This window comes from Streptomyces sp. NPDC056128 (assembly GCF_042263835.1).
Classification (GTDB): Bacteria; Actinomycetota; Actinomycetes; order Streptomycetales; family Streptomycetaceae; genus Streptomyces.
Map to the genome: position 1 here is coordinate 9,483 of NZ_JBHJVQ010000027.1, position 19,884 is coordinate 29,366.

Annotated in this window: 20 protein-coding genes and 2 tRNA genes; 4 read left to right on the forward strand and 18 right to left on the reverse strand. The window is 71.4% G+C overall.

All coding sequences use genetic code 11. The annotated features are described in order from the left end of the window. Positions 1 to 24: 24 nt before the first annotated feature. The 4 genes from ACFC1X_RS32065 to ACFC1X_RS32080 all read right to left on the reverse strand — a co-directional run bounded on the left by ACFC1X_RS32065 (position 25) and on the right by ACFC1X_RS32080 (position 4,566). On the reverse strand, positions 25 to 585 hold the full coding sequence (locus ACFC1X_RS32065; RefSeq protein ID WP_376360471.1) for an HIT domain-containing protein: 561 nt from the start codon (positions 583 to 585) through the stop codon (positions 25 to 27). Between the two features lie 76 nt (positions 586 to 661). Then, positions 662 to 2,638 (reverse strand): threonine--tRNA ligase, encoded by a 1,977-nt coding sequence (gene thrS, locus ACFC1X_RS32070; RefSeq protein WP_376360473.1) that lies wholly within the window; start codon positions 2,636 to 2,638, stop codon positions 662 to 664. A gap of 111 nt (positions 2,639 to 2,749) precedes the next feature. After that, positions 2,750 to 4,003, reverse strand: a complete 1,254-nt coding sequence (locus ACFC1X_RS32075; RefSeq protein ID WP_376360476.1) for a hypothetical protein — start codon at positions 4,001 to 4,003, stop codon at positions 2,750 to 2,752. Continuing rightward, entirely contained in the window at positions 4,000 to 4,566 is a 567-nt protein-coding gene (locus ACFC1X_RS32080; RefSeq protein ID WP_234958314.1) for a DUF4365 domain-containing protein, read from the reverse strand. Before ACFC1X_RS32080 ends, ACFC1X_RS32075 begins: the two co-directional genes overlap by 4 nt. Before the next feature lie 171 nt (positions 4,567 to 4,737). Between ACFC1X_RS32080 and ACFC1X_RS32085 the strand changes: the two genes are divergently transcribed. After that, positions 4,738 to 5,463, forward strand: coding sequence for a 3'-5' exonuclease (locus ACFC1X_RS32085; protein WP_376360479.1), 726 nt, complete (start codon positions 4,738 to 4,740; stop codon positions 5,461 to 5,463). A 68-nt stretch (positions 5,464 to 5,531) separates the two neighbouring features. Here ACFC1X_RS32085 and ACFC1X_RS32090 read toward each other — a convergent pair. The 9 genes from ACFC1X_RS32090 to ACFC1X_RS32130 all read right to left on the reverse strand — a co-directional run bounded on the left by ACFC1X_RS32090 (position 5,532) and on the right by ACFC1X_RS32130 (position 13,837). Next, positions 5,532 to 5,603, reverse strand: a tRNA-Val gene (locus ACFC1X_RS32090). Positions 5,604 to 5,642: 39 nt separating this feature from the next. After that, positions 5,643 to 6,101, reverse strand: coding sequence for an SRPBCC family protein (locus ACFC1X_RS32095; RefSeq protein WP_376360482.1), 459 nt, complete (start codon positions 6,099 to 6,101; stop codon positions 5,643 to 5,645). Between the two features lie 39 nt (positions 6,102 to 6,140). Beyond that, the gene (locus ACFC1X_RS32100) at positions 6,141 to 8,864 is read right to left on the reverse strand and encodes a Tat pathway signal sequence domain protein (RefSeq protein WP_376360485.1); all 2,724 of its coding nucleotides are present in this window, start codon (positions 8,862 to 8,864) and stop codon (positions 6,141 to 6,143) included. Between the two features lie 86 nt (positions 8,865 to 8,950). Further along, positions 8,951 to 9,562: a hypothetical protein gene (locus ACFC1X_RS32105; RefSeq protein WP_376360488.1), complete on the reverse strand. Its 612-nt coding sequence runs from the start codon at positions 9,560 to 9,562 to the stop codon at positions 8,951 to 8,953. Positions 9,563 to 9,574: 12 nt separating this feature from the next. Continuing rightward, entirely contained in the window at positions 9,575 to 10,465 is an 891-nt protein-coding gene (locus ACFC1X_RS32110; RefSeq protein WP_125490907.1) for a carbohydrate ABC transporter permease, read from the reverse strand. Then, the gene (locus ACFC1X_RS32115) at positions 10,462 to 11,433 is read right to left on the reverse strand and encodes a carbohydrate ABC transporter permease (RefSeq protein WP_376360678.1); all 972 of its coding nucleotides are present in this window, start codon (positions 11,431 to 11,433) and stop codon (positions 10,462 to 10,464) included. The genes ACFC1X_RS32110 and ACFC1X_RS32115 overlap by 4 nt, the downstream gene beginning before the upstream one ends. Before the next feature lie 29 nt (positions 11,434 to 11,462). Next, positions 11,463 to 12,764 carry an ABC transporter substrate-binding protein gene (locus tag ACFC1X_RS32120; RefSeq protein WP_376360493.1) on the reverse strand — a complete coding sequence of 434 codons (1,302 nt, stop codon included), beginning with the start codon at positions 12,762 to 12,764 and terminating at the stop codon, positions 11,463 to 11,465. Between the two features lie 470 nt (positions 12,765 to 13,234). Then, positions 13,235 to 13,306, reverse strand: a tRNA-Val gene (locus ACFC1X_RS32125). A gap of 78 nt (positions 13,307 to 13,384) precedes the next feature. Continuing rightward, complete coding sequence (locus tag ACFC1X_RS32130) at positions 13,385 to 13,837, reverse strand: TIGR02611 family protein (protein WP_376360495.1); 453 nt, start codon at positions 13,835 to 13,837, stop codon at positions 13,385 to 13,387. A 191-nt stretch (positions 13,838 to 14,028) separates the two neighbouring features. Between ACFC1X_RS32130 and ACFC1X_RS32135 the strand changes: the two genes are divergently transcribed. Both ACFC1X_RS32135 and ACFC1X_RS32140 read left to right on the forward strand, forming a co-directional pair. After that, the gene (locus ACFC1X_RS32135; protein WP_004002642.1) at positions 14,029 to 14,442 is read left to right on the forward strand and encodes an SsgA family sporulation/cell division regulator; all 414 of its coding nucleotides are present in this window, start codon (positions 14,029 to 14,031) and stop codon (positions 14,440 to 14,442) included. Between the two features lie 276 nt (positions 14,443 to 14,718). Next, complete coding sequence (locus ACFC1X_RS32140; protein ID WP_376360498.1) at positions 14,719 to 15,279, forward strand: CGNR zinc finger domain-containing protein; 561 nt, start codon at positions 14,719 to 14,721, stop codon at positions 15,277 to 15,279. 87 nt (positions 15,280 to 15,366) lie between these two features. Here the strand turns inward: ACFC1X_RS32140 and ACFC1X_RS32145 are convergent, their stop codons facing one another. After that, positions 15,367 to 15,546 (reverse strand): hypothetical protein, encoded by a 180-nt coding sequence (locus ACFC1X_RS32145; protein ID WP_122617228.1) that lies wholly within the window; start codon positions 15,544 to 15,546, stop codon positions 15,367 to 15,369. A gap of 163 nt (positions 15,547 to 15,709) precedes the next feature. Beyond that, on the reverse strand, positions 15,710 to 16,159 hold the full coding sequence (locus ACFC1X_RS32150; RefSeq protein WP_376360500.1) for a hypothetical protein: 450 nt from the start codon (positions 16,157 to 16,159) through the stop codon (positions 15,710 to 15,712). Positions 16,160 to 16,348: 189 nt separating this feature from the next. Between ACFC1X_RS32150 and ACFC1X_RS32155 the strand changes: the two genes are divergently transcribed. Further along, complete coding sequence (locus ACFC1X_RS32155; RefSeq protein ID WP_376360503.1) at positions 16,349 to 16,873, forward strand: DsbA family protein; 525 nt, start codon at positions 16,349 to 16,351, stop codon at positions 16,871 to 16,873. A gap of 174 nt (positions 16,874 to 17,047) precedes the next feature. Here ACFC1X_RS32155 and ACFC1X_RS32160 read toward each other — a convergent pair whose 3' ends face one another. The 3 genes from ACFC1X_RS32160 to ACFC1X_RS32170 are packed head-to-tail and all read right to left on the reverse strand — an operon-like array spanning position 17,048 to position 19,794. Beyond that, the gene (locus ACFC1X_RS32160) at positions 17,048 to 17,872 is read right to left on the reverse strand and encodes a GNAT family N-acetyltransferase (protein WP_376360506.1); all 825 of its coding nucleotides are present in this window, start codon (positions 17,870 to 17,872) and stop codon (positions 17,048 to 17,050) included. A gap of 51 nt (positions 17,873 to 17,923) precedes the next feature. Then, complete coding sequence (locus tag ACFC1X_RS32165; RefSeq protein WP_376360509.1) at positions 17,924 to 18,745, reverse strand: aminotransferase class IV; 822 nt, start codon at positions 18,743 to 18,745, stop codon at positions 17,924 to 17,926. After that, on the reverse strand, positions 18,742 to 19,794 hold the full coding sequence (locus ACFC1X_RS32170; protein ID WP_376360512.1) for a chorismate-binding protein: 1,053 nt from the start codon (positions 19,792 to 19,794) through the stop codon (positions 18,742 to 18,744). Before ACFC1X_RS32170 ends, ACFC1X_RS32165 begins: the two co-directional genes overlap by 4 nt. Between the last annotated feature and the right edge of the window lie 90 nt (positions 19,795 to 19,884).

Below are 19,884 nucleotides of genomic sequence, written 5' to 3' on the forward strand. Positions count from 1 at the left end.
GCTTCGGCCTGAACGGCCTCGTCCTCAAACGCCGGACGGGCTGATTGGCCACGCATCCGCCAGCATCTTGCGGGTGTCCCCCAGCAGCTGCGGCAGCACCTTCGTGTGGCCGACCACCGGCATGAAGTTCGTGTCGCCGCCCCAGCGGGGGACGATGTGCTGGTGGAGGTGGGCGGCGATGCCCGCGCCGGCCACCGTGCCCTGGTTCATGCCGATGTTGAAGCCGTGGGCGCCGGACGCGGTGCGCAGCGCCGTCATCGCCTGCTTGGTCAGCGCGGCGAGTTCCGCGGTCTCCACGTCGGTCAGGTCGGTGTAGTCGGCGACGTGGCGGTACGGCACGGTCATCAGGTGGCCGCCGTTGTACGGGTACAGGTTGAGCACCGCGTACACGTGCTCACCGCGGCGGACGACCAGCCCGTCCTCGTCGGATTTGGCCGGGATCGAGCAGAAGGGGCAGCCGTCGTCGGCGCCCGGGCCGCTCGGCTTGTTCTCGCCCTGGATGTAGGCCATCCGGTGGGGCGTCCACAGGCGCTGGAACGCGTCCTGCGTCCCCACTCCCAACTGCTGCTCCGGCTCACTCGTCATGCGTGCAGCATATGGCGTCGTGTACGGCGACAGGGAAAGGCCCCCGGGAGATCCCGGGGGCCCTGCAAGCCCGTGATCAGACCTGCACCCGCTCCTCGACCACCTTCGCGATCTTCGCGATGGCCTCGTCGACGGGGATGCCGTTCTCCTGGGAGCCGTCGCGGTAGCGGAAGGAGACCGCGTCGTTGGCCATGTCCTCGTCGCCCGCGATGACCATGAAGGGCACCTTCTGCTTCTGGGCGTTGCGGATCTTCTTCTGCATCCGGTCGGAGGAGGTGTCGACCTCGACGCGCAGGCCCTGCCTGCGGGCCGCCGCGGCGAACTTCTCCAGGTGCTCGACGTGCGCGTCGCCGATCGGGATGCCGACCGCCTGGACCGGGGCGAGCCAGGCCGGGAAGGCGCCCGCGTAGTGCTCCAGGAGCACCGCGAAGAACCGCTCGATCGACCCGAACAGCGCGCGGTGGATCATGACCGGGCGGGTCTTGGTGCCGTCCGCCGCCGTGTACTCCAGGTCGAAGCGCTCCGGCAGGTTGAAGTCGAGCTGGATGGTCGACATCTGCCAGGTGCGGCCGATGGCGTCCTTGGTCTGGACGGAGATCTTCGGGCCGTAGAAGGCGGCGCCGCCCGGGTCCGGGACCAGGGGCAGACCCTGCTTCTCGGCGACCTGCCGGAGCGTCTCGGTGGCCTCCTCCCACGCCTCGTCGGAGCCGACGAACTTCTCCGGGTCCTTGGTGGACAGCTCCAGGTAGAAGTCGGTCAGGCCGTAGTCGCGCAGCAGGTTCAGCACGAAGGTGAGCGTCGAGTCCAGCTCGTCGGACATCTGCTCACGTGTGCAGTAGATGTGCGCGTCGTCCTGGGTGAAGCCGCGGGCCCGGGTCAGGCCGTGCACGACGCCCGACTTCTCGTACCGGTACACGGTGCCGAACTCGAACAGGCGCAGCGGCAGTTCACGGTAGGAGCGCCCGCGCGCGTCGAAGATCAGGTTGTGCATCGGGCAGTTCATGGGCTTGAGGTAGTAGTCCACGCCCTCGTCGAGCTGCATGGGCGGGTACATGCCGTCGGCGTACCAGTCCAGGTGGCCCGAGGTCTCGAAGAGCTTCCCCTTGGTCGCGTGCGGGGTGTAGACGAACTCGTAGCCCTCCTCCTCGTGGCGGCGCCGCGAGTAGTCCTCCATGACCCGGCGGATGATGCCGCCCTTGGGGTGGAAGACGGCGAGGCCGGAGCCGATCTGCTCCGGGATCGAGAACAGGTCCAGCTCGTGGCCCAGCTTGCGGTGGTCGCGCTTCTCGGCCTCGGCGAGGAACTCCAGGTGCGCCTTCAGCTCGTCCTTGGTCGGCCAAGCGGTGCCGTAGATGCGCTGGAGCATCGGGTTCTTCTCGCTGCCGCGCCAGTAGGCGCCCGCGTTGCGCATCAGCTTGAACGCCGGGATGTTGCGGGTGGTGGGCAGGTGGGGGCCTCGGCAGAGGTCCTTCCAGCACAGCTCGCCGGTCTTGGCATCCAGGTTGTCGTAGATCGTCAGCTCGCCCGCGCCGACCTCGACGTCCGCGCCGTCGTCGTGCGAGGCGGAGCCCTTGAGGCCGATCAGCTCCAGCTTGTACGGCTCGTCGGCGAGCTCCTCGCGGGCCTCGTCGTCGCTCACCACGCGGCGCGAGAACCGCTGCCCCCGCTTCTGGATCTCCTGCATCTTCTTCTCGATGGCCTTGAGGTCATCGGGGTGGAAGGGCTTCTCGACGTCGAAGTCGTAGTAGAAGCCGTCCTTGACCGGCGGGCCGATGCCCAGCTTGGCCTCGGGGAACAGCTCCTGCACGGCCTGCGCCATGACGTGCGCGGTGGAGTGGCGCAGGATGTTCAGGCCGTCCTCGGAGGAGATCTCGACGCCCTCGACGGTCTCGCCGTCGCCGACCTCGTAGGCGAGGTCCTTGAGCTCACCGGCCACCCGCGCCGCGACGATCGAGCGCTGGCCGGCGAAGAGCTCGGCGGCCGTAGTGCCCGTCGTCACCACGCGTTCTTCCCGCTCGGAATCGCGTTGGATGATCACACGGACGTCTGACACCGGTCTCTCCTGACTGAAGGTGGGGCCGCGGCGCCATACCGGAGCGCACGCATGAGGGCGATCGTACCGACCCGGACCCGTGCACCGCGAAATCATTCCCGGCGGCCGCCCTCAGCCCGCGTCCTCGCCCTCGCCGCCGCAGGTCTCCTCGAAGAAGGCCGCCACCTCCACGTGCTCCTGGACCGCCTTGAGCAGCCGGTCCCGCTCCGCGTCGTCGACCTGCACCGGGGCGATCTCGCAGGCCCCGGTGAGCCGGCGGAAGCCGCCCCGGCTCTCCAGCCGGCCGAGCACCCGCACCGGCAGCCCGACGAGGTGGGCGTGGCCCGCGATCCGGTAGGCCTCCTCGTCCAGGGTGATCCGCACGTGCGGCACCTCGGCACCGGCCAGCACCCGCAGCCGTACGGTGCCCGTGCCGCGCGGTCCGGAACGGCGCATGCGGACGACGGTGCCGGTGATCCGCACCGGCACGGAGGGCTCCGCGCGCAGATAGCGGGCGGCGGCCTCGCGCAGCGCGGGCAGGTCGCCGGGCGAGAACTCCACAGGTTCGGCGAGGGCGCCGCAGCCCTCGGGGACGCCCGCGGCGGGCGCCCAGTCGACGGCGACCCTGGCTCCCTGGGTGCCCCGGACCAGGGCGACCAGCGCCTCGGTCAGCTCGTGGCTGACGCCGGCCCCGACTGCGGCGTCGAAGGCTTCCATGCCGCCGGTGGCCCGCCGGTAGTCGACGGCCTCACGCGCGGCGTACAGGGCCTGGTGGAGGCGTACGGCGAGCGGGCGGCCGGTGGTGACCGGCACGAACGCCGTCAGTCGGCGACCGCCAGGGGCCGTGCCGACCAGGACGTTCTCCAGGGCGGTGGCGGCGGTGCGCCGGTGCCGGGCGCCGAAGTAGCCCGCACGCGCGCGTGTGGCGAGCGCTCCGGCGAGCAGCATCCGGCGGGCGGCGGCGCGCAGCTGTTCCTCGGCGGTCCAGGAGGCGGTGTCGCCGGGGCCGGTCGGCACGTCGCGTGCCCAGCGGATCTCGTCGCTGGGGACGGAGAGTGAGACGAGGATCTCGCGGGCGGCGGGGGTGCCGCTGCGGGACAGGGCGAGCAGCGCCTCGCCCAGCAGGTCCTCGCTGTCGGGGAAGGCGCGGCTGACGGGCACCAGCAGGCTGGTGGCGCCGGCCGCCGGGCCGGGTGGTGTCCAGCGGCCGTAGCGGCCGGGGGCGCCGCCGCGCCGCTGCCAGCCGTGCCGGTGGAGCAGCGCGGTCAGGACGGCCGGGTCCACGGTGGCGGACTCGGGCGGGCGGCCGTCGTCCCAGGCGGTGTCGTCGCCGGCGGGGTGCGGCCGTACGGCGCGCAGGGGTTCGCCGGTCGGGCGGTGCGTCATGGTTTCCCTCCCGTACCGACCCGCGTCATGATCTCGCACAGCGCCCGGTCGTCGAAGACCCGCGCGGTCGGTATCCGCACGGTGGTGCGCCGCCGGCCGGTGACCGGGTGTCCGGCGAGGTTGGTCCAGTAGCAGCAGTGCCTGAGGTCGAGCCGGTCGTGGCCGGCGCGCAGCCACTGGTCCCTGGACCGGGGGACGATCATCACGACCAGGATCTTGTGCACGGAGACCGGGGTGCGGGCGAGCTTCGCCAGGTGGTCGTTGTCGAGCGTGAAGGAGAAGAAGCGGCCGGGCGGCTGCGGCGGGATCTGGTACGTCGCCTTGAGCTGCACCTTGATGGTGACCTCGTCGTCGACCGTGTGCCCGGGGGCGCTGTGGCTGACGTGCCAGTCGATGCCGTTGTCCGGGAAGGGCTGGGAGAGCGAGCAGCCCGCGGCGGCGGCGACCGCGTGGAGGTAGCCGACCTGCAGGGTCTCCATGCAGGCGGTGGTGGCGAGGGAGCCGCGGGTGGGCGCGGTGCGCTCCGGCAGCAGCCCGCCCCGTTCGGGCTGCGCGATGGCCATGACCAACAGCCTTCCAGAACTGGCGTGTCCGTGTCGCGGGTCGCTGAACTGCGAGGACCCGTAATCCTGTTGTGTCCTTCCGGCGTACGTCGCAAACAGCCCGGGTATCACCGAACCGGGACAGAGGACGGCGCGTCAGCCGGTGTGTGTGGACGAGGAGTTGAGTGCCCTATGGCGAGCTGGTTCGAGGGGCCGCTGGCCGCCTTCGACACGGAGACGACGGGTGTGGACGTCGAGACCGACCGGATAGTGTCGGCGGCGCTCGTCGTCCAGGACGCGCCCGGGCTCCGGCCGCGCGTCACCCGGTGGCTGGTGAACCCGGGCGTGCCGGTGCCGGAGTCGGCGACGGCGGTGCACGGGCTGACCGACGAGCATCTGCAGCGCCACGGCCGCTGGCCGGCGCCGGTGATGTACGAGATGGCGGAGGCGCTGGCCGAGCAGGCCCGCGCCGGGCGTCCGCTGGTGGTGATGAACGCGCCGTTCGATCTCACGCTGCTGGACCGCGAGTTGCGCCGCCACCGCGCCTCGTCCCTGGGCCGCTGGCTGGAGCGGACGTCACTGCACGTGCTGGACCCGAGGGTGCTCGACAAGCACCTGGACCGGTACCGCAAGGGCCGCCGCACCCTCACCGACCTGTGCGCGCACTACGGCGTCGAGCTGGCGGAGGCGCACGACGCGGCGGCCGACGCGCTGGCCTCGCTGGAGGTGGTCCGGGCGGTGGGGCGGCGCTTCCCGGGCCGGCTGGAGCGCCTGTCCCCCGCCGAGCTGCACACGCTCCAGGCGGTGTGGCACGCGGGGCAGGCGCGGGGACTGCAGGCGTGGTTCGCGCTCAACGGCACCGAGGAGCCGGTGGACCCGGCCTGGCCACTGCGGCCGGACCTGCCCGCGGCGGCGTGAGCCCGGACGCGCACGCGTGGGCATACGAAGAAGCCGGTCCGTCGTCTGACGGACCGGCTCTTCCCGGGTGGGCGATACTGGGTTCGAACCAGTGACCTCTTCGGTGTGAACGAAGCGCTCTCCCACTGAGCTAATCGCCCGGGAACGCACCGAACAATACAGGGCCCGGCGCGCTTCCATCAAACCGCTTGCCGATCGCCTTCCAGGTACGCGGCGAGCCCGCGCCGTCCCGCCCGCATCATCAGCCGGTGGTTGGCCCGGAACAGCGGCCGCCCCGGCACGGCGAGCCGGCGCAGCAGCGGCTTGCGTACTTCGACCTCCTGGTCGTAGCGGGCGAGGGTGCCGGATCCGCGCGGGGTGACCGTCCAGCGCGCCCACCCCTCCATGTCGCCGCGCATCGCGACCTCCAGGACCCCGGCCGCCGGGTCGCGGCGCCCCTCGTACAGGGTCGCGGTGAGGTCGTACGGGAGCAGGGAGCGGAAGCGGAGGAGTCCGCTGGTGTCGTCGAGCCGGGTGACCTCGCGCACCTGCGGCCACCAGCGGGGGTAGTCCTCGATCCGTTCCAGCGCGCGGTAGACGTCCGGGGCGGGCGCGGGCAGGGCCCACAGGCTGCGGAATCGGTACTGGTTCCAGTCCACCTGTGGAGTCTGCCCGTACCCGCCTTGGTCACGTGCCGTCTAGGGCATCCTGTCCCCGAGGAGCGCCAGGTTCTCGATGGCGGCGAGCCCGTAGAGGGCGGTGTCGTTGGTGGACACCCAGCTCGCCTCGGTGCCCGGCACCAGGGTGACGGGGCCGGTCAGCTTCTCCGTCGTCCAGGGCGCCGACTCCTTGTAGCCGTCGGAGTCGTAGAACTTGGCCCACGCGCGCGTGGCGAGCTTCTCGTCGCCGGTCCGCACGGCGGCGTAGGCGTCGAGGCGGGAGTGGCCCTGGAAGAGGATGAGGCTGCCGAAGTCCTTGCCGTACCGGGCCGCTTGTTCGGCCTTGGAGGCGTTGAAGTAGCGGCAGTAGTCGTAGTAAGCCTCATGGAACTCGGGCATGTCGACGAGGTCGATCAGCTCGGCGCACAGTTCGCCCAGGCCGAAGACGGCCGACAGGTGGGAGACCTCGACCTTCGGCGTGTCGGCGACGGCGAACCTCCCGGTGTCCAGGTCGTACAGGCCGCTGCCCTGGACGAAGCCGTTGGGCTGGGCGGCGATGGTCTCCATGGTGGACAGGACGCGGTCCCGGGCCTTCTCCCACTTGGGGCCCCTGCGTTCCCACTCGGTCAGCCAGGCCGACACCAGGCCGCTCCAGTCGGTGCCGAAGCCGATCGACAGGGCGTGCCGGTCGGGTGTGTACGGCTCGGTGCGGATCTTTCGCAGCGGGTCGAGGGCGAGGAAGGTCTCGTCGGAGTCGACGTTGGCGTGCATGAGGTCGCCGACGCGTTCGTCGGCGGTGAGGAAGTAGTAGAAGCGGCGGTAGGTGGTGTTGGCGATGCGCTGCTGCTTGGCGCTGTCGGCGTAGTGCTGGACGCCGTGCCGGGTGCCGAGGCCGGCCCATTCGCCCAGGTGGTAGACGTCGACCTCGCCGGTGTGCCGGGTCATGGCCTCGGCGAAGCGGAAGATGTCGGCCCGGCCGGAGCGCAGGTAGGCGTACCAGAGCCACAGGTCCGGGGAGAGTTCGGAGTTGTCCCAGGCGTAGCCGCCCACGTCGTAGCGCCACTGGTGGCGGGCGGTGTCGTAGGAGTGCATGACGTCGCCGTGGTCCCAGAAGCCGTACCAGCGGCGCTGTTCCACCTGGTCCTTGTAGTAGGTGAAGAGGAAGTCGAGGTGGTCCTCGATCCTGGCCTTGGCGGGTGTGGAACGGTCGGGTTCGGCGTAGAGGCCGGGGCCGAAGACCCTGGACCTGATCAGCTGTGCGGGCGGGGCGGCGAGCTGCGGCGGTGTCCGCACGGTCCGGACCTGTTCGGCGAGCGTCTCCGCGCTCGGGGTGGCGGCGTTGGCCCAGAACATCAGCTCGCTGGTGCGGGCGATGCCGTACGGGGTGCCGAAGCCGGGTTCGTAGTCCTCGTAGGTGATGTTGAGGCCTTCGAGCTGTTCGGCGTAGCTGTCCTGGCCCATGCCGTCGTGGTAGAAGCGCAGGTCCATGGGCTGGGCCTCGGGTGACCAGAGCCAGAGGGTGACCTCGGCCGCGTCGGTCGCGGCGTCGCGGATGTCGAGCTGGGCGGGGAACTTCTCCCAGAAGTCGCGCAGGCCGAAGGAGAGGCCGCCGCTCGCGCCGCCGACGTAGCCGAAGCCGGAGGCGCGCCGTCCGCCGCCGGCGCCGATCCAGCCGTGGCCCTTCTTGGTGCGCTTGCGGACGGTGAAGCCGTCGGCGGAGAGCTGGGCGAGGGTGTGGTCGCCCCACTCGGGGATGTACTGGAGCCGGGTGGTGACGCGCTGGTCCCAGGTGGCGGGGTCGGGCAGCTTCTCGCCGGCGAACTGCGCCGCCTGCACGGCCGCCCCGGGGTCGCGGCGCAGTCCGGTGATGCCCTTGACGGCCTCGCGCAGCAGGCCGGTGCCCTCGCCGCCGAGGCGGATGTGGCGGTCGTAGGACTCGTCGCGCATCGGGACGGTGAAGCGGACGCCGAGGCCCCGGACGAAGTCCCCGTTCGCCTTCCCGGGCTCCTGCTTCCCGTCGAACGTGATGGTGTGCACCATGCGGAAGGAGTCGGCGCCCGCGTAGAAGTAGAGGCGGACGGAGAAGGGCAGCAGGCCGCGGCGCCCCTTGCGGTGCTCGCCGTCGACACGGACCACGGCGCGGACCGGGCCGTCCTGTTCCACCTTCACCTCGTGGATCGCGCCGTCGAAGCGTTCGGACCTGACCGTGCCCTGCTCGTCGTCCTCGATCTCGGGCCGGCGCAGCACGACCAGGCGGCCGTTCCTGGCGATCTCGGTGGAGCCCCGGACGACCGACTTGACGAGCGTCGATCCCGAGGTGCCGATCCTCGCGGTGATGACGCCGGTCGATATGTCGATGGTGCCGCCGCGCCGGTCGACGGTGATCTTCCGGGTGGGTGCGGCGGGCGTACCGGCGGCCAGGGTGAGCTTGCCGTTGCCCGAACCGACGGCGTGCGCGGTCCACTTCAGGGAGCCGTCCGGCCACTGGGCGAGCGGCCAGGACTGCACGGGTACGTCCTTGCCGTCGGCGTCGGTGACCGCGAAGGACTGGTCCGCCCGGAAGGTGCCCCTGGGCCAGGGGACGCCGACGGTGGAGCCGGGTGCGGCGCCGAGGCCGCCGTCCTCCAGCCAGGTCAGGGTGACGGGGCTGTCGTCGGCCACCGCGGCCTGCGCGTTCTTCGTGCCCAGTGCCCAGCTGAACTGGGCGGCGGCGCCGGCGACGGCGGCCGCCTTGAGGAGGGACCTGCGGGGGATGGGGGACATGGCCTTCCTTTCCTGTGACAGGGCATGACTGGCAGGGGCATGACAGATCGAGCCGCGGGCGGGGCACGGCAGTCGGAACGGGCCCCTCAGCGGCGCCGGTGGCGCTCCTCCGCGGCGACGGCAGCCGCCGCCACCGCGCCCAGGACGGCGACCGCCAGCGGTGCGCTGAACCAGGCGGAGCAGACCACGAGGGCCAGTCCGCCGACGAGGAGGAAGGAACCGGCGGGGTCGAGCACGGTGCGCCGGGCGGCCCCGGCGAGCAGCGACCGCCAGGAGGCACCCGGGTGCCAGGCCGCCGCCGCGCGCAGTCCCGCGACGGCCGCGCCGATGAGGGCCAGGACCCCGACGGCACCCACGAAGGCGCCGCCCGGCAGCCCGTCCCGGACCACCCGAACGTCCACCCACACCACCGCCAGGGCGGCCCATCCGGCGACCCCGACGAGCCACCCGCGGCGCACCGCGGCCCGGAAGTCGGCCGCGAACTCCCGCAAGCCGCCGCGTTCATGGGCGAGTCTGCGCCGGAGATGCCGCGTGCCGGCCGCGAACGCGGCGGGGTAGCTGACCAGCGGCAGCGCGGCCACCGCGATCCACACGCCGGTGAGCAGGCACTCGGCGAACAGGGCGAAGCCCTCGGCGAACCGCGACTCGCCCCGCTCCCCCGCCCGCTCCGTACGGGCCTTCGCGCGCGCCTGGGTCATGATCGGCTCACCTCAGCCCTTCAGGCCGGACGTCGCCATGCCGTCGATCAGATAGCGCTGGAAGGCCAGGAAGAAGGCGAGGACGGGCAGCAGCGCGACGAGGGACATGGCGATCATGCCGCCGTAGTTCGCCAGCCCTTCCTGGTCCACGAACATCTTCAGACCGAGCGAGACGGTGTACTTGCCGGGCTCGTTGAGGTAGATCAGCGGGCCCATGAAGTCGTTCCAGGAGTTGATGAAGGTGAAGATCGCGCTGGTGATCAGGGCCGGCCGGCAGAGCGGGAGCACGATCGACCAGTAGATCCGGAAGTGCCCGCAGCCGTCGAGGCGGGCCGCCTCGTCCAGTTCCCTGGGCAGGTTGCGCATGAACTGGACCATCAGGAAGACGAAGAACGCCTCGGTGGCCAGGTACTTCCCCAGCAGCAGCGGGGTGTACGTGTTGATCATGTCCAGGTTGCGGAAGAGCACGTACTGCGGGATCAGCAGCACGTGGTACGGCAGCAGCAGCGTGCCGATCATCAGCGTGAACAGCAGATTGCGCCCGGCGAACCTGATCTTCGCGAAGGCGTACGCCGTGAGCGAGCAGGACACCACGATCCCGATCACGGAACCGACGGCCAGGAACAGCGAGTTGAGGAAGAAGGTGGAGATCGAGATGTCCGCGATGCCGTCGGCGAGGCTCGTGTAGTTGGAGACGATGGGGTCGCCCGGGAAGAGGTCCAGGCTGCCGACGATGTCGCCGCTCTCCTTGAAGGAGCCGCCGACGACCCAGAGCACCGGGTAGAGGATCACCGCCAGGATCGCCAGCGACCCCAGGTGCCAGGCGAGCGAACCCGGCAGCCTGCGCCGCAGGGCGCCCTTCGCGGCGGCGGTCGGCGTGACGTCCGTGGCCTGCGCGCTCATCGGCCGCCCTCCTCGTAGTGCACCCAGCGCTTCTGGGACCAGAACAGCACCGCGGTGACCAGGGCGACCGCGACCAGCAGCATCCACGCCATGGCGGAGGCCAGGCCCATGCGGCTGTTCTCGAAGCCCTGGACGTACAGGTAACAGGTGTAGACCATCGTGCCGTCCGCGGGACCGCAGGCGTTGCCTCCGGCGCCGCCGCCGACGATGTAGGCCGAGCTGAAGATCTGGAACGAGTGGATCGTCTCCAGCAGGACGTTGAAGAAGAGCACCGGGGAAATCATCGGCAGGGTGATGTTCCAGAACTGGCGCAGCTTGCCCGCCCCGTCGACGTCGGCCGCCTCGTACAGCTCGCGCGGCACCTGCTTGAGGCCGGCCAGGAAGATGACCATGGGGGCGCCGAACTGCCAGACGGTGAGCGCCACCAGGCTGTAGATGATCAGCTCCGGGTCGCCGGTCCAGCCTCCGGCGCCGATCCCGAAGAACCGCTGGGTACGGTCGACGACCGCGTCGTCCGAGAAGATCGCCTTCCACACGATGGCGATGGACACGCTCGCGCCGATCAGCGAGGGCGCGTAGAAGGCGGCCCGGTAGAAGGCCTGCCCGCGCCGCTTCTGCGCCAGCAGCAGCGCGACGCCGAGCGCCGCGAGCAGCTTGATCGGCGTGCCGACGACGACGTACCACAGGGTGATCCGGACCGAGTGGCGCCAGCGGGGGTCGCCGAACATCTCGGAGAAGTTGTCCAGGCCGATCCACCTGGGCGCGTCGAACAGGTTGTAGTCGGTGAACGCGAAGTAGAGCGAGGCGACCATCGGTCCCGCCGTCAGCAGCAGGAATCCGGCGATCCAGGGGGACATGAAGAGGTAGCCGGCCAGGTTCTCCCGGCGGCCCCGCCGCTTGTGCGCGGCGGAGCGCGCGGGCTTCTCCGGGGCGGGCCGCGGCCGGGAGTCCCGGGCCGGGCCCGCCATCGCGGGGGCGTGTGTCACGGTGCTTCCCCTCAGCCGGCGAGGGCCGTCTTCGACTCGGTGAAGAACTGCTCGACGGCGTCCTCGACGGACCGCGAGCCGAGCGCCATCTCCTCGGCGATGCGCAGGAAGGCGGCCTCGCAGATGTCCGCGCCGTTCGGGTGCGGGGTGATCGGCTCCAGCACGCCCGCCTCGACCAGCGACTCCTCGTAGGCGGCGATCGCCTTGTTCACCGGGTCGGTCGGCCGGTAGGCGTCGTACTGGGCCTGGGTCGTGGGGACACCGCGGTCATAGCCCATGATCTTGGCGACCTCGGGGTCGTGGACCATGAAGTCGATGAACTGGGCGACCTCCTTGGGGTGCTGGGTGCGCTTGTAGGCGCTGAGCATCAGCGAGCCGAGGTACTGGCCGGTCTTCTTGCCGTCCGTGGTCGGGATCGGCGCGAGTCCGTACTCGCTCTTGCCCTCCGACGTGTAGCGGACGGTGAAGTTGTCCCAGGTGAACTCGCTGCCGGCCAGTTCGGCGGAGAGCGCCGACTTGGGCTTGATCTGGGCGACCTTCTTGGGGTCGGCGAAGAGGCCGGACCGCACGCCCTTGTCCGCCTTGGTCCACCAGGTGGTCAGGTCGGCCTCCGTGAAGCCGAGTCCGTCCTCGGTGAAGAAGGCCTTGCCGTTCTGCCGCAGGTACAGGTCGTAGAGGTACATGACTCCGTACATGCCGCTGTCACCGGCGCGGCCCGTGCGGTCCCGGACCCTCGTCATCGCCTCGTCGAAGTCGTCCCACGTCCAGCCCTGTTCGGGCTTGACGCCGGCCCGGGTGTAGACCGGCTTGTCGATGACCAGGGCCATGGAGTTCGAACCGACGGGCACGCCCAGGAGTTTGCCGTCGATCTCGCCGAACTTCTCCAGGCCCGCGCGGAATCCGTCCATGGAGAGGTTTCCGGCCTCGACCTGCCCTCCGAGGTCGAGCAGGACATTCTTCGCGTCGTATTTGCGAAGAAATCCAATGGCATTCTGGAAGACGTCCGGCGGATTCCCCCCGGAAGCCTGTGTGTTGAACTTCTTCCAGAAGTCGGTGTACGGCTGAAAGTCCGTCTTGACCTTGATCTTCGGGTACTTCTTCTCGAAGAGCGCGATGGTCTTGTTGATGCGCTCGGCCCGGTCCTCGGCACCCCACCAGGAGTAACGGATCGTCACCGAACCGTCTCCCGAGCCGCTCCCGCCGCCGCACGCGGTGGCCGTGGCGCCCAGTCCCGTGACGGCCAGCGAAGCCCCCGCCGCCTTGAGGACCGTGCGCCTCCCGACCTGCCTCCGCGCAATCCCGTCCTGCTGCATACGAGCCTCCCCGCGACGCGGCCTTCGCTTCATGAATCGTTTCAAGTAAGCGCTTGCTGGCACAAGGTACGGAGGGCCCGGAAGCGCGTCAACGATTCGGACAGGAATTTACGGGCGCCCGGCGTGCGGAGCCGGAGGCACCGTTTCGGGGGCGGCGGCAGCAGCAGCACCGGAGAACGGCCAGGTGGGCGCCGCGCGACCGACGGACCGAACACCGGGGAGCCCGTCGGCACGCGGGGCGCGGAAGGTCACGGTTGGATGACGGCGCACGGAAGCGGAACGGTCGCGCGGTTCGCGGGCGGACACCGGGAGCGACCGGCATGCCCGGCGCGGACACGCCGGGGGGGCGGACACGTACGCACCGGGCGGCGGACACTGACGGGCCGGGGGGCGGCCACTGACGCACCAGGTGGCGGGCATGACAGAGCGGCCCGGCTCACGATCGTGAGCCGGGCCGCCTGATGATCCGGTGGGCGATACTGGGTTCGAACCAGTGACCTCTTCGGTGTGAACGAAGCGCTCTCCCACTGAGCTAATCGCCCGGACGCAGGAAGAACATTACCCCATGTCAGAGGCGCTCGTGACCAGCCGGTACCGGGACGCCGCGCCCGTCGCGGCGGTCACTGGTCCTTGATCTTCCAGGGCATCTCGAGGCCGAACTTCCACAGGTAGATCCCGGCGAGCACGGCGAAGATCACCACCCCGATCGAGGTCAGGATGATGTTCCTGCGCCGCACCTTGGGATCGAGGGCGCGTTGCGCCGCCTCGGTGACCTTGCGCTTGGTCCAGCGCAGCACCAGCTGGGCCCAGACGAACTCGGTCGCCCAGATCGCCATGCCGCCGAAGATCACGACCCAGCCCGGTCCGGGCAGCGGCAGCATGATGATGCCGGCCACCACCACGGCCAGGCCGACGATGAAGACGCCGACCTGCCAGCTCAGGTGCAGGGCGCGGCGCGCCTTGATGAAATCCGGTGCCCGCGAGCCGAGCGCGCGCTCGCCCGTGGCGCCGTCCGTCCCCGTACGGTCTTCCGCCACGGCCGCCTCGCCGGGCTTGTTACTCCCCGTGTTCATACGGCCAAACACTACCCGAGCGAAACCTGTCACCGGAATGGGCGCAGGACTCGAACGACCACTCGGCCGGAAGAGTTACGTAAACACACGCAAAACACTCAGAGGGGTTTACAACGGCACCGTAGGTGGCATGTCGATTTCGCCGACGTGCGAATCCCCGAGCGCACACTGAGCGAAAGGCCCTGGCGCTTATGAACACCACGGTCAGCTGCGAGCTGCACCTGCGCCTCGTTGTGTCGAGCGAGTCCTCCCTGCCTGTCCCCGCAGGCCTGCGGTACGACACGGCCGACCCCTACGCCGTGCACGCCACCTTCCACACCGGAGCCGAGGAAACCGTCGAGTGGGTGTTCGCCCGCGACCTCCTCGCCGAAGGTCTCCACCGTCCCACCGGGACCGGCGACGTCCGTGTCTGGCCGTCCCGCAGTCACGGCCAGGGCGTCGTGTGCATCGCCCTCAGCTCCCCGGAGGGCGAGGCGCTGCTCGAGGCCCCCGCGAGGGCCCTGGAGTCCTTCCTGAAGCGCACAGACGCCGCCGTGCCTCCCGGCACGGAGCACCGGCACTTCGATCTCGATCAGGAGCTCTCGCACATCCTGGCGGAAAGCTAGGGCGGGGCTCCGCGTGAAGCCGCCCGTCGCCGTCGACTCGGGGTGACGGCACGGGCCGGGACAACCGCATACGGCACACACGGCGTCGTCGCCGCGGTTCTCCGCGGGGGCGGCGCCGGCGCGTGTCCCCGCCGGGGAACCAAGGCCGGTCCGGCCGCGTTGTAGGGGCAACCGGTGGCCGGGGGCGCGATCGCGGCCGGTCCGCCCGCCGCGGATGGCACTACCATCGGCCAGCATCGGCGGGCGCCCGCCCGACCCCAGGCCAGGGAGCTAAGTGTGCTGATCACCCACGACACCCGGTGCGCGCTCGACACCGTGGTCGATCTGGTGAACTCCGTACCGGAGGACGACACGGCTCCGGACGGGCTGCGGGACGTCGCCGCCCTGCAGGAATTCGTGGGAACGCACGAGATCAGCGACGTCGGCGTGCTCTCGGAACTCGACCTCTCGGCGGTCCTCAAGATCCGCGGGAGGTTCGCCGCGGTCTTCGCGGCTCCCGACGCCCGTGCCGCCGCCGGACTGATCAACGACCTCGTCGCGGCCGCCGGCACCACACCCCGTCTCACCGACCACGACGGCTACGACTGGCACATCCACTACTTCGCGCCCGGCGCCTCCGTCGCGGACCACCTGGCCGCCGACTGCGGGATGGCCCTGGCCTTCTTCGTGGTCGCCGGGGAGCAGGAGCGGCTGCGGCGCTGCGAGGCCCCCGACTGCCGGCGCGCCTTCGTCGATCTCTCCCGCAACCGGTCGCGGCGGTACTGCGACAGCCGGACGTGCGGAAACCGGTTGCACGTGGCGGCCTACCGGGCCCGGCGCAAGGAGGCCGCGGGCTGAGCCGTCGGCACGGACGGGCGGGGGCGTGGACGCCCGGGTGGTGTGTCGCGACCCCCGGCGGGTGGCGCCGGGGAGCGCGGGTACGGCTCACAGCAACAGCAGATCGTGCAACGCAGCCATGAGCAGCAGACACCCGATCACCGCAAGGAAGATCATGAGCGGTGGCTGGGAAAGGGCGAAGAGGCAGCCGCGTGGTTCACTCCGTGTCCGCGCGGTTTCGCTCTGTCTCGTGTCCAGCTGGGGATCCAGCTGAGTGGTGTCCGGCATCTCGCGGCGATGATGACGCAGCGGAGCGGGCCCTCGCGATCAACACGCCCGTAACGACCGGGTGTTCGTTGAATGTCGCAATGTCCGGTCGGATCGTGATCGTTACGGAGCACGCACTGTCGGCCTCGGACCGCTGTGTCGTTTCAGCCCGGGACGACGGGGGTCATATGCCGTGCTTCTTGAGGATGGCCTCGATGTCGCTGAAGTCGTCCTCACCACGGGACGCTTTCGCCGGCTTGGGCGCGGGCTTGGCGGCCGGGCTCGCACCGGCGCCCAGCGAGGGCGCGGAGGCGTCCGGCGCCACCGCGTCGCGCTGTGCCGCCGCCCGGGCCTGCTTGCGCTCCTTGCGGGTGCCGCCGCGGCGGCGCTCGACCGTGCGCGTGATCATGAAGAGGGCCCAGGCCACGCCCAGGACTCCGAATCCGGCCCAGGCCACCGGGCTGAAGGCGGTGTCGGCCAGCCACTCCACGACCCCGGTCATCACCAGGCCGATCGGAACCAGCGCGTAGGCGGCGACACGGACGGCGGTGAGGAAACGCCTGCGGTACGCGGTGACCGCCGCGATGCCCAGGCCCGCCGCGGACACCGCGGAGCAGACGGTCTCGGCAATCATCCGGTCCTCCAGAGCTGGGCCAGGTCGGGCATGAGTACTTCGTCCCTTCCATCCTGCACCGCCCGCACGCGGTGAGGCCATGCCGTGGCCCGAGATCAGGGAGATCTCGGGGTCGGCTCCTCCCCAGGTGCCGGGCCCGGAGGAGGACCGCGGTCGGGGCGCCGCCCCGTGGACTGGGAGGATGGGGGCATGAGTGACTCCTCCCCCGCCGGGCCCGCCGCGCCCGTACTCGACGTCTGGTGCGAGCTCCAGTGCCCGGACTGCCACGCCGCCCTGGACGACCTGCGCGCCCTTCGCGCCCGCTACGGCGACCGGCTGGAGCTGCGGCTGCGGCACTTCCCGCTGGAGAAGCACAAGCACGCCTTCGCCGCCGCGCAGGCCGCCGAGGAGGCCGTCGCCCAGGGCAGCGGGTGGCAGTACGCCGAGGCCGTGCTGGGCCGCGTGGCGGAGCTGGACCGCAAGGGCGAGTCCCTGCTGGTGGAGGTGGCGGGCGACCTCGGACTGGACGCGGAGGAGTTCGACACCGCCCTCGTCGACGGCCGGCACATCCTGATCGTCGACGCCGACCAGGCCGAGGGCAAGGCGATCGGCGTGACCGGCACGCCGACCTACGTGATCGGCGGCGAGCGCCTCGACGGCGGCAAGAGCCAGGAGGGGCTGCGCGAGCGGATCGAGGAGATCGCGGACCGGCTGCTGGCCGAGCGGCAGGGCTGAGGCGGGCGCGAACCGCTGTCCCGTGCGGCGCGCGTCGGGCCCACTCCCGCCGCGCGTATCGCCGTCGCGCGCGGCGCGCGCCAGGCCGGACCCCCGCTTCGCGCCGCGCGTACCGCCGCCCCGTGCAGCGCGCGCCGGGCCCCATCCCCGCTTCGCGACGGTCCGGCACCCCGCTTACAGCAACGGCTTGTAGAACAGCGACCGCGTGGTCCGGTAGCCGAGCGACTCGTAGAGGCGCTCGGCCGCCGTGTTCCCCGCGAAGACGTTGAGGCCGATCAGGGGCCGGCCGGCGCCGATCGCCCGGCCCTCGGCCAGCAGCATCAGGGTGCGCCCGTGGCCCCGGCCCCGGTGGGCCGCGTCGGCCTCGACGTCGAAGACGAAGGCCCGGTCCTCGTGCAGCGCCAGCCAGAGGATCCCGACCCTGGTCCCCTCGTGCTCCAACACGTTGAACAGCGTGTTCTCCGTGGCCAGACCCTGCGGCAGGAGCACCTCGTGGTCACGGCGGGCCTTGGCGCGCGCTTCGGCCTCGGGCACCCCCCGCTCCATCCAGGTGCGGGCGTACTGCTCGGACTCGTAGGCCTGCCAGGCGTCGAACTCGTCCGGTGTCATCGGCCGGGCGCGGCTGCCCTCGGGCAGGGCGGGCGGGGTGTCGCCGAGCTGCTTGGTCATGCCGCGGTTGCGCAGGACGTACCCGAGCGCCTGTGCGAGGCGGGCGCCGGCCTCCGCGTCGGCGGCGACGCCCACCTCGATCTGCCGGCAGCCCCAGCCCCGCGCGATCTCCTCGGCGGCGAGCGCGGCCACCGTGCCCCGGCCCCGCCGGCGGTCCGGTTCGTCGATGCGCAGCCGGTGGATCACGGCCACCGAGTCGCCGAGGGAGCGCGAGGTGCCGAGGTGTACGGCACCGACGGGGCGGCTGTTCACGCACACCTGGTAGCGGCGGGAACGCGTCCCGTCGGCGGCGCGCTGGAGCGGCTCGGTCGGCCGCAGGGTCGTGGTCATCAGGGCAGTTCTACCCACCCAGGACGCCGAACGGCAGCCCAATATCCGCGCTCAGGGATCCAGGTCGTCCCCGGAGCGCTCCTCGAAGACCCGCATGGCCTTGGCGGTCACCGGTCCGGGGGCGCCGGGAAGGTCGCGGTCGTCGACCCGGTGCACGGCCTGCACGTCCCGCAGCGTGGAGGTCAGGAAGACCTCGTCGGCGCGGTCCAGGACGTCCAGCGGGAGGTCGGTCTCGCGGGCGCCGGTCCACTCGGCGGCCAGGGCGCGGGTGATCCCGGCGAGGCAGCCGGAGGCGACCGGCGGGGTGTGGATCTCTCCGTCGAGGACGACGAAGACGTTGGAGCCGGTGCCCTCGCAGAGTTGCCCGACCGTGTTGGCGAACAGCGCCTCCGAGGCGCCCCGTTCCCGGGCGCGGGCCAGGGCGACGACGTTCTCGGCGTAGGAGGTGGTCTTCAGGCCGGTCAGCGCGCCGCGTTCGTTGCGCGTCCAGGGCACCGTGATGACGGCCGTGGAGTCGGGGCGGCGGCTCGTCTCCCCGAGGGCGACGACGAGGGTCGGGCCGTGGTCGCCGCGGTCGGAGCCGAGGGGGCCGTGGCCGCCGGTGTAGGTGATGCGGAGCCGTCCCAGCGGCACCGGGTCGTCCGCCAGGACGGCGGCGCAGGCGCGGCGGACCTCGTCGAGGTCGGGGTCGGGCAGGCCCAGGCCGCGGGCCGAGCGGGTCAGCCGGTCCAGGTGGCGGGTGAGCGCGAACGGCCGGCCGGCCACCGCCTTCACCGTCTCGAAGATGCCGTCGCCCACGGTCAGCCCGTGGTCGAGGACGGAGACGCGGGCGGACTCGATGTCCTGCAGCCCGCCGTCGAGCCAGATCTTCACGTCGGTAGCGCCTCTCCACTTCCGGTGACCTCGTACACCCCCGACGCTACCGCGAGCAGCCGGGACGCCTTGAGTTCGGTCTCCCGCCATTCGCCGTCCGGGTCGGACCCCCAAGTGATGCCGGCCCCGGTGCCGAAGCGCAGCAGCCCCTCGGTCCGGTCGGTCCAGAACGTCCGGATGCCGACGGCCAGCTCGCCGGTGCCCCGGTCCGCGTCGACCCAGCCGACGCCCCCGCAGTACGGGCCGCGCGGCGCGGTCTCCAGGGCGTCGATGATCCGCAGGGCGCTCGACTTGGGCGCGCCGGTGACGGAACCGGGCGGGAAGGCCGCGTCGAACAGCTCCGGCCAGCCGGCGTCCGCGCGCAGTTCGCCGCGTACGGTCGACACCAGGTGGACGAGGCCGGGGTGCTTCTCGACGGCGCACAGGTCGGGGACGGTCACACTGCCCGTGGCGCAGACCCGCCCGACGTCGTTGCGGACCAGGTCCACGATCATGACGTTCTCGGCGTAGTCCTTCTCCAGCAGGTCGCCCTCGGTCCGCCCGGTCCCCTTGATCGGCCCGGACTCCACGGTCCGGCCGTCCCGGCGCAGGAACAGCTCGGGCGAGGCGGTGGCGATCTCGACGCCGTGTCCGGGCAGCCGGATCGTGCCGGCGTACGGCGCCGGGTTGCCCCGGGCCAGCAGGGCGGTGAGGGCGTCCACGTCGGCGTCGGGGGCGAGGGGCGCCGAGAGGACCCGGCAGAGGTTGGCCTGGTAGACCTCGCCGGCCGCTATGTGCTCGCGGATGCGCCGCACCGCCGCCGTGTACGCGGCGCGGTCGAGGGAGGACGTCCAGTCACCGACGGCCGGTCCGTGCCACCGCCCCGGTGCGGGCGCGGGCACCGGCTCGGTCCGTACGTCCGCGAAGCGTGCGCAGGTCGTGCGGCCCTCGAAATCCGCGCAGACGGCCCAGAAACCCTCGGACTCCAGAGCGGCGGCATCGCTCGTGACGTCGAGGAGACCGGTGGCGAGGCGGTCGCCGAAGCGGGCGAGAGGAGGGAGGTCGTGCACGTGCCCGAGTCTAGGCCGGTGTCCCGGAGGGCACTCGAACGTGTCCTTCCGGGTGCCCTGACCAGGTCCGCGAGCGGACGCACCGCAGCA